At 50.8% G+C, this 12944-nt stretch carries 11 protein-coding genes; 7 read left to right on the top strand and 4 right to left on the bottom strand.

Going from position 1 to position 12944, the window contains the following annotated elements; genetic code table 11:
* Nucleotides 1–284: 284 nt before the first annotated feature.
* Nucleotides 285–653 (bottom strand): hypothetical protein, encoded by a 369-nt coding sequence (locus tag JHD74_RS05835; RefSeq protein WP_199062022.1) that lies wholly within the window; start codon nt 651–653, stop codon nt 285–287.
* A 495-nt stretch (nt 654–1148) separates the two neighbouring features.
* Here JHD74_RS05835 and JHD74_RS05830 point away from each other — a divergent pair, with 495 nt between their 5' ends.
* The 3 genes from JHD74_RS05830 (at nt 1149) to JHD74_RS05820 (ending at nt 3080) form a co-directional block, all read left to right on the top strand.
* Nucleotides 1149–1994 (top strand): AraC family transcriptional regulator, encoded by an 846-nt coding sequence (locus JHD74_RS05830; protein WP_074028028.1) that lies wholly within the window; start codon nt 1149–1151, stop codon nt 1992–1994.
* Nucleotides 1995–2064: 70 nt separating this feature from the next.
* Nucleotides 2065–2772 carry an AzlC family ABC transporter permease gene (locus tag JHD74_RS05825; protein WP_074028029.1) on the top strand — a complete coding sequence of 236 codons (708 nt, stop codon included), beginning with the start codon at nt 2065–2067 and terminating at the stop codon, nt 2770–2772.
* Nucleotides 2769–3080, top strand: coding sequence for an AzlD domain-containing protein (locus tag JHD74_RS05820; protein WP_021805142.1), 312 nt, complete (start codon nt 2769–2771; stop codon nt 3078–3080). Before JHD74_RS05825 ends, JHD74_RS05820 begins: the two co-directional genes overlap by 4 nt.
* A 45-nt stretch (nt 3081–3125) precedes the next feature.
* Here JHD74_RS05820 and JHD74_RS05815 read toward each other — a convergent pair whose 3' ends face one another.
* Both JHD74_RS05815 and ompC read right to left on the bottom strand, forming a co-directional pair.
* On the bottom strand, nt 3126–3962 hold the full coding sequence (locus tag JHD74_RS05815; protein ID WP_024527486.1) for a GNAT family N-acetyltransferase: 837 nt from the start codon (nt 3960–3962) through the stop codon (nt 3126–3128).
* A 204-nt stretch (nt 3963–4166) separates the two neighbouring features.
* Nucleotides 4167–5261 (bottom strand): porin OmpC, encoded by a 1095-nt coding sequence (gene ompC / locus JHD74_RS05810; RefSeq protein ID WP_074028030.1) that lies wholly within the window; start codon nt 5259–5261, stop codon nt 4167–4169.
* A 584-nt stretch (nt 5262–5845) separates the two neighbouring features.
* Here ompC and JHD74_RS05805 point away from each other — a divergent pair.
* Nucleotides 5846–7417 carry a PTS transporter subunit EIIC gene (locus JHD74_RS05805; RefSeq protein WP_199062020.1) on the top strand — a complete coding sequence of 524 codons (1572 nt, stop codon included), beginning with the start codon at nt 5846–5848 and terminating at the stop codon, nt 7415–7417.
* Nucleotides 7418–7429: 12 nt separating this feature from the next.
* Complete coding sequence (locus JHD74_RS05800; protein ID WP_074028032.1) at nt 7430–8809, top strand: glycoside hydrolase; 1380 nt, start codon at nt 7430–7432, stop codon at nt 8807–8809.
* A gap of 124 nt (nt 8810–8933) precedes the next feature.
* On the opposite strand, the gene JHD74_RS05795 is transcribed toward JHD74_RS05800, so the two are convergent.
* Complete coding sequence (locus JHD74_RS05795; RefSeq protein WP_199062018.1) at nt 8934–9653, bottom strand: MurR/RpiR family transcriptional regulator; 720 nt, start codon at nt 9651–9653, stop codon at nt 8934–8936.
* 383 nt (nt 9654–10036) lie between these two features.
* Between JHD74_RS05795 and dinG the strand changes: the two genes are divergently transcribed.
* Nucleotides 10037–12238 (top strand): ATP-dependent DNA helicase DinG, encoded by a 2202-nt coding sequence (gene dinG, locus JHD74_RS05790; protein WP_024527491.1) that lies wholly within the window; start codon nt 10037–10039, stop codon nt 12236–12238.
* Nucleotides 12239–12314: 76 nt separating this feature from the next.
* Complete coding sequence (locus JHD74_RS05785) at nt 12315–12944, top strand: LysE family translocator (protein ID WP_024527492.1); 630 nt, start codon at nt 12315–12317, stop codon at nt 12942–12944.

The following is a 12944-nucleotide window of genomic DNA, read 5'->3' as shown; positions in this document are numbered from 1 at the left end:
TGGTACAGTATGCATCGCCGTTATTGGGTTTAATCTCCATCCATACGGTTGCCGATGGATGGAGGGTTTTAGGATTTGGCTTTTTTAAAGATGGCACAAATAACTTTATGGAGTACCATGATAAAGTAAATTGAAAAAACCATTGAGACGACAAATTTGGATATTCTCTCTGGGGCCGAGTAGAAATGATTAGCTTCAATTCCGGCGCCGGACAAAAAAATTGAGGATAAAATCAGCCCGATGACGACAGAGACGATCCAATAGAGTTTATTCATGCTTTTTTCTTACCAGCTACAACCGCCGCTGCCATTTTTACCACTGCAGCTGCCTGAACTTTTATTTCCGCCAGGGCCCGTGCCGACATTCCCACCTCCTCGTCCACTATCTTTGAAACAGCCGCCGGTCGCAGCGCCATAAGCCAGGCCAGCAGCCATACCCGCAGGTCCACCAATAACGCCTTTCCCCGTGTTGGCCAACATGCCATTGATACAGTCGGCATTGCCATACTTGTCATAGAAACCGCCAGAGTTATTCCCGGAACTATTATTCCCTTTGCCTTTGTTGTTTCTGCCGCCGTTATCTGTGCGATCGCCCCCATTATTACCACGGCCACCAGACACATAACCTAATAACGATAATTCAATAAGTTCCATAGGAAACTCCTTTTATGAGGTTTTTTAAAGTGTGTTGCTTTAAATGCAATTCATTATTAACTCATTCGTAATCGTATATCAATGGTTTTTTTAAAAAATAAGCGTGGTATTTTTATTTGTAATGATTATCGTAAGTTTAAAATGTAATATGTTTTTAATTCCCGTGGGTAATCTCAGAGGCTATTAGGCTACCGATAAGGTTGTTAATATTAATCGTAAATTTAACTGAATGGCCTAAAATAAATATTTTAATTTTATCATTTAGCCGTTTAATACTCATTCAAGTGTGCAACAGGTGGGGAGCGGGCAGGTTAGAGGACCGTTGAGCGCATGGATGCGTATGAACGGTTCCACGGCGTGTCGGTGTTCTTACATGCTTCCTACCTGTCACACCATTACGTAAAGCTATTTAGCTGAGGGGATATGGGCAATTTTGTACAAACGCCCGATCTCACCGAGTGCTAGAATGAGTTTCGATCCGCGTGGAAGGTAGGTATGGCAGAGAGCGTGAGCAGGAAAGGGCGTCAGGAACAGGCTAATTTCATGCACGTCGACGATCTCGGCGGGCTGGAAGTGTTGCAGGCCACCTATCGCCGCCAGACCTTCTCCCGCCACAGTCACGAGGGGTTCTGCGTTGGCGTGATTGACGAGGGTGCCCAGCGTTTTTACCGCACTGGCGGCGAGCATGTCGCGCCGTTGGGCAGTGTGATCCTGGTCAACGCCGATGATATCCATACCGGCAGCTCTGCCAGCGAAGACGGTTGGTCCTATCAGGCCATGTACCCCAAACCGGAGCTGTTGGCGTTCTTATCGCGCGACCTGAAAACCGTCGCCGGGGCCACGCCCTACTTCCCAAATCCAGTGGTACAGGATGCCGGGCTAGCCGGGCAATTGCGGTTAGCCTTCGGCATGATGCGCAGTAACGAAAATCGCCTGGTGAAAGAGACATTGGTGTTTTCGGCGCTGACCTGGTTAATGCTGCGCCACGGCAAAAGCCGCATAGAGCCTGCCACGCAAAGTAAGGCACAAAGCCAGATAGCGCGGATCAAAGCCTTCCTGGATGATTTCCCCGAGGCCAATATCTCCCTGCTGGAATTGGCAGAGAAAGCCGGGTTAAGTCCTTATTATTTGCTGCGTCAGTTTCAACAGACGACCGGTTTGCCGCCCCATGCCTATCAGATCCAGGCGCGTTTACGTAAAGGGCGCCAGCTGTTAAAGGCGGGCAATGGCGTGTTGGAGACGGCACTGGCCTGCGGTTTTCACGATCAGAGCCATTTCCACCGTCATTTCCGCAAGTCCATCGGAGTGACGCCCGGTGACTACGTCAAATCGTTGAGATAAATACGCAAGCGGATACAATACTCGCCCTCTTTCCTGCGCTATTCTACTCCTTCGTTCGAAGGAGAAAATAATGACTTACCAATCAACACTCACGGAGCCGCCAACGTTGCGCCTTCGCCCGGCCCTGCAAGGTGCGGTGGCGATCCTGCCGCTGTGCCTGGCGGTATTGCCCTGGGGGATCCTGGCAGGGTCAATGGCGATCCAGAGTGGCCTGACGGCGGCAGAGGGGCTGGGGATGTCGGCGATTGTTTTTGCCGGGGCCTCCCAACTGGTGGCGATGGGGATGATCAAGACCGGTGCGGGTATGCTGGCGATCCTGATCTCCACCTTTTTTGTCACCGCCCAGCACTTCCTCTACGGCCTGCGCCTGCGGGAATGTATTGCTCCGCTACCGCTGAGGTGGCGTGTCGCGCTGGCGTTTTTGCTGACCGATGAGCTGTTTGCCCTGACGGGGGATCATGGTCCGGCGCGCTTTAACCGTTGGTATGCACTGGGAGCAGGGCTGGCGTTTTATTTGAGCTGGTTCTTTGCCACCTTGCTCGGCGTAGTGGCGGCCAGCAGCATTGATCTGGATAGCTACGGGCTTGATTTCTCGATCGCCGCGACTTTTATCGCCATCATTGTGCCGTTGGTACGCAACCTGCCGGTGCTGGCATGCGTGTTGACATCATTGGTGCTGTCGATTGGTTTGCACCATTATCAGGTGCCGGGCGCTTTGATTATTACCACCGTGGTGGCGATGCTGGTTGGACTGCTGTGCAGCAGGGGGAAAGAATGATCTGGCTGACCATTGTGTTGATGGGCGTGATCGTCTTCTTCAACCGCTACTGTTTCCTGGCACCGGGCCTGCCGGTGCGCTTATCGCAACGGATGAGGACCTTGTTGAGCTTCTCGGTACCTGCAGTACTGACCGCCATCTGCGGACCAATCATCGCCTTTAACGGGGATGAGTGGCGCGCACTGCCCGAAAACCCTTATCTATGGGGAGCCGTGTTCGCTATTGTTCTGGCCGTTTTCCTGCGCAATACGCTGGCGGTCGTGGTGTTGAGTATGCTGATGTTTATTCTGCTACGCACACTGCTGTAACCCGCGACCCACAATATTCCCCCTGAATTATTCAGGGGGAGAGCGTCACATCGCCATTGTCATTTCAAACTGACGCAACGGATCTTCACGCCAACCAAGGTGCTGGAAGAAGGGCGCGACATCGTCCGGAACAAACACGTTGGCCGACAGCGCCAGTGGGGCAAACTGTGCTTGCAGCGCTTGCAACAGACGGCGCGCCTGGCCTTGGCCGCGAAGCGCTGGCGGCACATAAATCATGCGCAGATGACACTGCTGTGCGCCCGGTATCACCAAAGCAAAAGCCTGCTGGTCCAGAGTGAAGGCGCACGGGGTGCCGGGCAGCTTGTACAGCGATTCTGGAGCGATCAACCACGGCAAGCCATATTGGCCGTCGGCGGTCATCCGCTGGGCAAGTGCCAACGGGTCGATCTGTTGCAAGGCTGCCGAGGGTTCCGGGGTTGCCAACGGGGCGTGAAATCCCAATAGCGTGCGGGTGATGGCTAAGCCCGCCTGTTGATACAGCGCCAGGGCTGCTTGATTACCGGCGATCACCTCCAGCGAAAGCTGGCGATCGCCTCGCGTATGGGCATCCGCAATAATGCGCTGCATTAACGTCCTGCCTAGCCCTCTGCCACGCATTTCCGGGCGGATAGATAAGGCCGCTACACGGCTATGTTGGCCCCGGCGTGCGATCAGGGCCAGCGCCACCGGGTGCTGCTGGTGAGTGACGATAATGCTGTGATTCAGGCTGAGGTCTTCGGCGGCAAAGCGGCTGCTAAAGGTTTCACCGTCGATCACAAAGGGAACAATATAGTTCTCAAAGCAGTGGCTGAGTATTTGCGCCAACTGCATGCTGCTGTAGGGCAAGGCGGTGTGAAACTCGAACTGGCTATCGATAAGCATGACGGTTCCAAAGGCAGCGATGGGGCCTTTATATTTAGCTGCGATCGGTCAATCAGGCAAGTATTAAGCTGTTTTTACCGGGTTTTTTGAGTTGTTCGAGCGCAAGGATCGTGATGAAAAAACCGGGCGAATTCGCCCGGTGAAGTCACTTCAGAAATAGCCGTAGCTATAAATTGCAGTAGTGGTTATGTGTCACAGCGTAAATCAGAATTGGTAGGTCAGGGCTACGGCAACCACGTTGTCGGTTTTCAGACCCAGTTTGTTGTTGTCGTCGAGCTGGTTGATTTTATAATCCACATAGGTGGACATGTTTTTGTTGAAGTAATAGTAGGTGCCCACGTCAATATATTTCACCAGGTCGGTGTCACCAATATTTTCAATGTCTTTAGCCTTAGACTGGACATAAGCCAGTGACGGGCGTAGGCCAAAGTCGAACTGATATTGCGCAACCACTTCCACGTTCTGAGTTTTATTGGCAAACCCGCTTACGGAGGTAGAGGCATTATTAATGGTCGCGGTGCCGGAAATTGGTGTCAGGTTATGGGTTTCGGCATAGGTGGCTGCCAGATACACGCTGTTGGCGTCGTATTTCAGGCCGGTTGCCCACACGTCGGCTTTATCGCCCTTGCCATAGCTGCTCTGTTTTTGGCCGGTAGTCCGGTTAGAAGAGGCATAGGCGGCCGTAACGCTGACGCCATCGATGATTTCGTAGCTGGAAGACAGACCGAAGCCGTCGCCGTTAGCTTTGCTGCCAGCACGGCCATCGTTTTCGTTCTTGCCCTGGTACTGCAACGCAAACTTCAGGCCGTCGACCAGGCCAAAGAAGTCGTTGTTACGGTAGGTAGCCACGCCGTTGGCACGCCCGGTCATAAAGTTGTCGGTTTTTATATAGGTATCATCGCCGAATTCCGGCAGCATATCCGTCCAGGCGCCAACGTCGTAGATAACGCCGTAGTTACGGCCATAGTCGAATGAACCAAAGTTTTTCACTTTCAGGCCAGCAAAACCCAGACGCGTTTTGGTGTCTTTAGTGCCATCCGCTTCGCTGTGGTTGGCGGCGATCTGATATTCCCACTGGCCGTAGCCGGTCAGCATATCGTTAATCTGGGTAGCCCCTTTAAAGCCGATACGCACGTAGGTTTTATCGCCATCATTGCTAGTATCGTCAGAGAAATAGTGCAGTGCTTTTACCCGACCATAGAAATCAAGCTTGTTGCCGTCTTTATTGTAGATCTCTGCTGCCTGTGCGGTCTGGGCAATGAAAAGTGCCGCAATAACGGCAAGAAGATTAGGTTTCATGGTGTTCCCTTATTAAATATACCCTATAGATTTCAAGCTGCGGCTAGGCGCCAAACTATCTTCATCTCCAGGAGCTTACTTATAGTAAGTAACCGGGGTGAGATAGTGCCGGTAACAACGCGGCAGTTTGAAAGATGACGGGTATACGATTCGATTGAAAGACGCTTATCATCAGTTGTATCACTGTTTTACTTTGCTGCCAGAGTTAGCGCAGCGCAGATTTTTTACCGCAGTTGTGTGATGTATTTATGACAGAACATTCAAATCTGTATCGAATGACGAAAATTAACGCAAGATAGGCGTTTTTCTGTTTTCTGTCCCCTCGCTACCATAGCCGGGTATGCGGCATGTCGCATGGTCTTCATCTGTAGTACAGGCTACTGGCATGGGTTCTCTAACGGCACGCACCTCTCCCTGGTATACCCCGTCGGACTCCCGGCCCCGATGAAACAGGTGTTCATTTTGTGGCTATCTGTACCTATTTGCTGCAACAGGTTCCAATTGTCAGACGCACTTGTTATAACGAATGTACTGGAAGTCAGTTCGATATAATTATAAAACACCCTATCACTAAAGGAACGACTATGTCTGGACTACGGCAACGTACTCTAGAGAATATGCAAAAGTTCTCTAGAGCGATGATTGGCGCTGTATTATTTTTGCCAGTAATAGGTTTAATTCTGGCATTAAGCTCAGTGCTTACCAATCCCAATATTTTTTCTGATACCAGCTTTCTTCATCACCTTGGTGTGTTACTGGGGGATACCTTCTGGCCACTATTTGGTAATTTAGGGTTACTATTCTGTGTCGGTATAAGCTATGGCTTGGCAAAAGATAAAAAAACCGAAGTCGCATTGGTTTCCGTCATGTGTTTTATCATGTTTCTCGGTGCTAACCACTCTTGGCTGGAGTTCACCCACGGCGTAGCAGAAAAAATCAATGGCGAGTATTACGGCACCGGGCAAACGCAGTTGCTGGGCTTTGTTGTGGTCGATATGGGGGTATTCCTCGGTATTATTTTGGGTTGTACCATTGCATGGGTTCATAACAAGGTTACGCAAATCGAATTACCCGGTGCATTATCGATGTACGGTGGTGCAAAACTGACGTTGATCGTTATGACTCCGGTCGTTATCGTCTATGCCATCGCTTTTACCTGGATCTGGCCATTTATGACGCATGGCATTACTACCCTGACCGGTTTTATGAAAAATGCCGGGGTTGCCGGGGTATTTGTTTACGGATTCTTTGAAAAATTCCTGATCCCTACCGGTCTGCACCATTTCGTCTGGTCGCCATTCCAGCTCACGCAAATTGGCGGCACGATAACCGTCGATGGGCAAACGGTATCCGGTACCCAAGCCATCTTTTTAGCTTACATGCGTCACCCTGATCTAACCCCGATGATGAACGAGGGGTTGCGCTTCTCGCAGCAAGGTATGACAACGATCTTCGGTTTGTCCGGTGCAGCGCTGGCCTTTTATCATACCGCCAAGCCGGAGAAAAAATTAATGGCGAAAGCCATCCTGTTGCCAGCGATTATCACCTCTATTCTCACCGGGATCACTGAACCCATTGAGTTCACCTTTCTGTTTATCTCCCCATTATTATGGGTGGTCCATGCAACGTTGACAGCCGCCTCACAGGCACTGTGCGATATGTTTAGCGTACGCCCCTGGGGGGCTTCTGGTTTAATCGAATTCGTTATTTATAACCTGCCTTTACCGGCATCGTTAACCCGTTGGCCAATATATATCTTGATTGGCATTGGTCAGTTCTTTGTTTATTACGTAGTTTTCCGTACCATCGTGGTGAAATTAAATCTTAAAACCCCAGGGCGTGAAGATGATGATGACGTAAAGCTATACAGCAAAAAAGACTACCAGGAAAAAACACAGAAAAACAAACCGTCGTCTGAACAGCAAACTGGCGATATTATTAACGGGTTGGGTGGCAAGGATAATATTGTTTCAGTAGAAAACTGTTTTACCCGGCTTCGGGTGGTTATTCATGACATCACTCTGGTTGATGATAATGTCTTGAAATCCACCGGAGCCAATGCGGTGGTACGAAATCGAAATGAAATACAGGTTATTTATGGTGTCAAGGTTGGGCAGGTACGATCAAAAGTAGATACCTGGCTGGCTGATAATTAATTGGGAGTTTATATGAAATTGACAGTTTTGGGTGGTGGTGGCGTTCGTTCGGCATTTCTTGCTAAATCATTGGCGTATAATGCGCATCGTATCGGACTAAAAGAGGTGGTTTTTTTAGATAATTCAGAAGAAAACTTGGCGTTATTTGGCCAGATCGCCAGCTATATTTTTAAAACCATCCGTCCGGATATCGATTTTAGCCTATCGACCGAACCAAAAACCGCTTTGCAGGGGGCTAACTATGTGATCACCACGCTACGCGTTGGCGGTGATGGGAGCCGTATTCGTGATGAGCGTATCGCGCTAGACCATAATACGCTGGGCCAGGAAACCACCGGTGCAGGCGGGTTTGCCATGGCGATGCGTTCCATACCCGCCATTCTTGACTATTGTCGGTTAATTGAAGAGCACGCTGCCAGCGACGCGATCCTCTTCAACTTTACCAATCCGTCAGGGCTGGTGACCGAAGCGATAATCAAATCTGGGTTTAAACGCCGCGTGTATGGTATTTGCGATGCACCCTCGGAGTTGATCCGCGAGCTACCGGCAATTCTGGGGTGCGCAGAGAGCGATTTGCAGGTGGAATGTTATGGGTTAAACCATTTTTCATGGTTCACTCACTTTACCGTGCAGGGCAAAGACGTCACCGATATCCTGATCAACAAGCCGGAACTGTACAGCAAAACGGCAATGCAGTATTTCTCACCGGAGCTGGTGCGCCTGTGCGATAAGCAATTGCTGAACGAATATCTCTATTATTACTACTATAAAGAAGAGGCTCTGCAAGCTATTCAGGCGTCGGGAGAGACACGTGGTGAGCAAATTGCCCATATCAACTGGGAAATGCGCGAGGAACTCCAGTCTATTGATGTTAAAGCCAGGCCGGTTCAGGCGTTTGATATCTGGATGAAGCACTATTTGCGCCGTGAAAACAGCTATATGCAAAATGAGTCACAGCAGGAAAAATTCAACACCAGGGAACCATTAACCCTCCAGCAGTTTATTGAACAACCAGACAGTGGTGGCTATGCCGGTGTGGCGCTGGATATTCTTGAGGCAGTTAATAGCGATGCCACCAAGCGGATCGTCGTATCGCTGACCAATAATGGCACGCTTGATTTTTTACGTGACGACGACGTGATTGAAATCAGCTGTGACTTGAGCAAAGAGGGGCTGAAGCCGGTGACACCGATCCATGTTCCCACCGCGCAAAAGAATATGATTTCCTGTGTGAAAGAGTATGAGCGCCTTGCCGTTGAGGCCATTCTGAAGCAGGACAGATCCCTTGCCGTACGGGCATTAATGGCGCATCCATTGGTCGGTTCATGGTCACTGGCCGATAAGCTGGTCACCGCTTATCTCAGCGGACCGCAGTTTACTTCTTGGCAATAACTCTGGTTATGGCGGGTGAAAACTGCCCGCCTTGACTATTCAGATCGCCGAGACATCACAACCGGCCCGTAGTGTAGAGGGTGAGATATGCAGCACCCATTCAGCAGTGTCGTCATCAATCTTATTACGGGATTTGTTTTTGGTGGAACCAGAGTTTAAGCAGGTGCTCAAAGCCAAGAATACAGTAACCGAAAAAAGGATTAGACCAGTAAATATCATCGTCATATTTTTGTGGATCATGAATGATGAAAGCAGTATTGGCTGCTTGGGCCAATGGACTTTGGTAATCTCCGGTGAAGCAGATAAGTTCGGTATCCTTGTCTTTCAGCGCATTTAACCAACTCAGTGCAGAGGAGCTACGGCCAGATTTGGAGATGATCCAGATCGAATCAAACTTGGCAGCATTTTTTTGTTCAAGAATTTCATAGTCTGGCCACAAAGCCAGGCTGGCATTGACGCCAATTACCAGGAATTTATTATAAATATATTGCGCAATCAGCTGTGAAAAACCACTGCCATGGATCAGTATTCGCTCATTTTGCAAGCGGTGTAATAAAGGCTCAAGTCGTTCTGGTGGTTGAATATTCATAAAGTCGATGTCATTGGTAACATCCAGCTTAGGCATGGTAATATTAAATTTAATAAAGTAAACCAACTCTAGCCAACCGCTGAATTTCAATTTTTTCGCCAGCCGTACCAGTGATGACGGATTGCTGTAACATTGTTCAGCCACGTTGCGGATGCCCTGACTAAGACATAACTCCGGATTGGTTTGAATGTATTGGAGTACGGTAACTTCTGTTTTGCTTAACTGCACGTCACGAAAAAGATTAGTCAGATCCATTATTCACTCCTCATGCGATGATAGGACAATAGCACAAGTACAATGAGACGTATGAATAGTCGATCACGATAATAACTTTAGGCATGAAAATAGAGGAAGAGCAGGGGAGTATCATTCTGGCTACGGTCTTTTTCTATGAAAAATAGAGACACACATTAATCGTGTTTATTTTGGTGTTATGGGGCAACGGTAATGCACAAGCCAAAATGGGTTAACCAGCCTGAAGGATGCGATGCCGATCGCTATGATGACACCGTAGCAAGCAAGAGCGGGCTTGCATTGCGGTGTGTTTCGCAATGTTGGCAAGCCAACCGTAACTCGGGCTGACGCCGCGGGCGGTCTGTGGGACAATAGCGCCATCATTTCGTATAGATAAGAGTTGAATGGCGCTTTCCCCCGCAGTTAAAGATCAGATCGGCCAGTGGTACAAAGCCCTGCAGCAGCAAATACCGGATTTTATTTCGCGTGCCCCTCAGCGGCAGATGATTGCCGAAGTGGCGAAGACCCTGGCCGGAGATTACCCTCGCCATCTGGCGATCGAAGCGCCCACCGGCGTGGGTAAAACGCTCTCGTACCTGATACCGGGTATTGCCGTTGGCCGTGCCGAAAGCAAACCGCTGGTGGTCAGTACCGCCAACGTGGCGCTGCAGGATCAGATCTACAGCAAAGATTTACCGCTGTTGAAAAAGATCATTCCCGATCTGAAATTCACCGGTGCGTTTGGCCGTGGGCGCTATGTTTGTCCGCGCAATCTGGCGGCGATGAGCACCGACGTGGTCGAGCAGGGCGATCTGATGCTGTACCTGGACGAAGACGAGCTAGCGCCGTCCAGCGGTGAAGAGCAGGCGCTGTGCCAAAAGCTGGCGAAAGCCCTGGCGCGCCATGAATGGGATGGCCTGCGCGATCACTACCAGCTATCGATTGATGACCCCTTATGGGGCAAGCTGAGTACCGACAAGGCCAACTGCCTGGGGCGCAACTGCCACTATATTCGTGAATGCCCGTTCTATATCGCCCGCAAAGAAATTGAAACCGCCGATGTGGTGGTAGCCAACCATGCGTTGGTGATGGCGGCGCTGGAAACCGAGTCGGTATTGCCGAACCCGAAAGAGCTGCTGCTGGTGCTGGACGAAGGCCATCATCTACCTGAAGTGGCACGAGATGCGCTGGAGATTGACGGTGAGATCACCGCGCTGTCAACCAACCTCCAGCTCGATATGATCGTGCGCCAGGTAGAACAGTGCATGACGCAGTACCGGCCAAAGAACCCGCCGGGGTTGGCCAATAGCGAACGGCTAAAAAACCACTGTGAAGAATTGCGTGAGCTGATCCAGATTTTTGAGCACCAGGCTAACGCCTATCTGCCGCCAGACAGCGGCAACGCCGAATATCGCTTCGAAATGGGCGAACTGCCTGCGGAGATGGTCGAGATCTGCGCGCGTCTGTTCAAACTGACGGACGGCCTGCGCGGCCTGGCCGAATTTATTCTTAACGATCTCACAGAGCAGACCGGCAAGCACGATATTGTACGGTTGCACCGTTCCATCATCCAGATGAGCCGCACGCTGGGCTATCTGGAGGCGATGAGCAAGCTGTGGCGGCTGGCGGCGATGGACAAATCCTCCAATGCGCCGATCTCCAAATGGATTGCGCGTGAGCTACGCGATAACGTTACCCATCTTTACCTGCATTGCGTGGGCATCCGCGTCAGCGATCAGTTGGAAAAACTGCTGTGGCGCAAGGTGCCGCACGTGGTGATCACCTCGGCAACGTTACGTTCATTGAATAGCTTTTCACGGCTGCAAGAGATGAGCGGGCTGAGCGAAAAGGCGGGCGATCGCTTCGAAACGCTGTCTTCGCCGTTTAATCACGTCGAACAGGGTAAAATCGTCATTCCCAAGATGCGTTTTGAACCGGCGATGGCCAACGAGGCCGAGCATCTGGAAGAGATGGCGCGCTTTTTCCGTGGCGAGCAGGCTAGCGGTCAGCATAAAGGGATGCTGATCCTGTTCAGCAGCCACCGTGCGATGCAGACCTTCCTCAGCTATGTCACCGATCTGCGTCTGATGTTGCTGGTGCAAGGCGATCAGCCGCGTTACCGGCTGGTGGAAGAGCACCGTAAGCGGGTAGAGAAGGGCACTGCCAGCGTGTTGGTTGGGTTACAGTCATTTGCCGAAGGCTTGGATCTGAAAGGTGAACTGCTGACCCAGGTGCATATCCACAAGATTGCCTTCCCGCCGATCGACAGCCCGGTGATCCTCACCGAGGGCGAATGGCTTAAATCCCTCAATCGTTACCCGTTTGAGGTGCAGAGTTTGCCAAGCGCGTCGTTTAACCTGATCCAACAGGTAGGTCGTCTGATCCGTAGCAACGAGTGTCACGGTGAAATTGTGATTTATGACCGCCGCCTGTTGACCAAGAGCTACGGTTCACGTTTGTTGGCAGCGCTACCGGTGTTCCCGATCGAACAGCGCGAGGTGCCGGAAGCGGACAAAGCCCATAAGGCGGCGTTAAAATCTGCGGCAGAGGCCACCAAGAAAGAGAAAAAGCGCAAGAATCCGTTTGCTCGCCGCCGTACCCGCTAACAAATGTATTCTGGCAAAAAACAACTTTCTAACTACTATTGAGGCTTGCTCTTCAACCCCGTTGCTCAGGTGAATTATGGTGGAAATATCTACGTTGTTGTTATTCGCTGGTGCCTGTCTGGCACTGACGGTGACTCCTGGCCCGGACATGTTGTTGATAGCTTCCCGAAGCCTAAGCCAGGGGAAAAGTGCTGGCTTCGCTTCGTTGGCCGGGATACAGCTGGGAACCTATTGCCACGCCTTGGCGGCGGCGCTGGGCCTTTCACAGCTGTTTGTCGCGCTGCCGCTGGCCTATGATGCAGTACGTTTGTTAGGGGCGGCCTATTTACTGTATCTGGCATGGAAAACGCTGCGTTCAGGCAGTAGTTTGCAGGCCTCCGCCGGGTTACAGGCCGTTTCAGTAAGGCGAATTTTTCAGCAGGGCTTGTTGACCAATATTCTCAATCCGAAAATGGCGCTGTTTGTGTTGGCGCTATTCCCGCAGTTTATCAATCCGCAGAGTGGTTCCGTGGTGGCTCAGATGCTGATTCTGGCCACTATCTTGAATGCTATTGGTCTGGTGATTAACGGTGCCGTGATCCTGGTGGTAAACCGTTTAAAAAGCCGCTTTACTGGCCGCCAATTCAGCGCTCGTTGGCCGAATTATTTGTTGGCAGGGGTATTTGCCGGGTTGGCTTGCAAGCTTATTTTCGACAGTCGGAAATAA

The sequence above is a fragment of the Serratia sp. ASV30 genome, assembly GCF_016428815.1.
GTDB lineage: Bacteria > Pseudomonadota > Gammaproteobacteria > Enterobacterales > Enterobacteriaceae > Chania > Chania fonticola_C.
Note: the sequence above shows the minus strand (reverse complement) of the source record. Positions and strands in the feature narration are given on the sequence as shown.

What these genes read in the sequence shown, in the direction of transcription:
- JHD74_RS05835 (WP_199062022.1), bottom strand. Translation starts at nt 653, where the DNA reads ATGGAACTTATTGAATTATCGTTATTAGGTTATGTGTCTGGTGGCCGT.
- JHD74_RS05830 (WP_074028028.1), top strand. Translation starts at nt 1,149, where the DNA reads ATGGCAGAGAGCGTGAGCAGGAAAGGGCGTCAGGAACAGGCTAATTTC.
- JHD74_RS05825 (WP_074028029.1), top strand. Translation starts at nt 2,065, where the DNA reads ATGACTTACCAATCAACACTCACGGAGCCGCCAACGTTGCGCCTTCGC.
- JHD74_RS05820 (WP_021805142.1), top strand. Translation starts at nt 2,769, where the DNA reads ATGATCTGGCTGACCATTGTGTTGATGGGCGTGATCGTCTTCTTCAAC.
- JHD74_RS05815 (WP_024527486.1), bottom strand. Translation starts at nt 3,962, where the DNA reads ATGCTTATCGATAGCCAGTTCGAGTTTCACACCGCCTTGCCCTACAGC.
- ompC (WP_074028030.1), bottom strand. Translation starts at nt 5,261, where the DNA reads ATGAAACCTAATCTTCTTGCCGTTATTGCGGCACTTTTCATTGCCCAG.
- JHD74_RS05805 (WP_199062020.1), top strand. Translation starts at nt 5,846, where the DNA reads ATGTCTGGACTACGGCAACGTACTCTAGAGAATATGCAAAAGTTCTCT.
- JHD74_RS05800 (WP_074028032.1), top strand. Translation starts at nt 7,430, where the DNA reads ATGAAATTGACAGTTTTGGGTGGTGGTGGCGTTCGTTCGGCATTTCTT.
- JHD74_RS05795 (WP_199062018.1), bottom strand. Translation starts at nt 9,653, where the DNA reads ATGGATCTGACTAATCTTTTTCGTGACGTGCAGTTAAGCAAAACAGAA.
- dinG (WP_024527491.1), top strand. Translation starts at nt 10,037, where the DNA reads ATGGCGCTTTCCCCCGCAGTTAAAGATCAGATCGGCCAGTGGTACAAA.
- JHD74_RS05785 (WP_024527492.1), top strand. Translation starts at nt 12,315, where the DNA reads ATGGTGGAAATATCTACGTTGTTGTTATTCGCTGGTGCCTGTCTGGCA.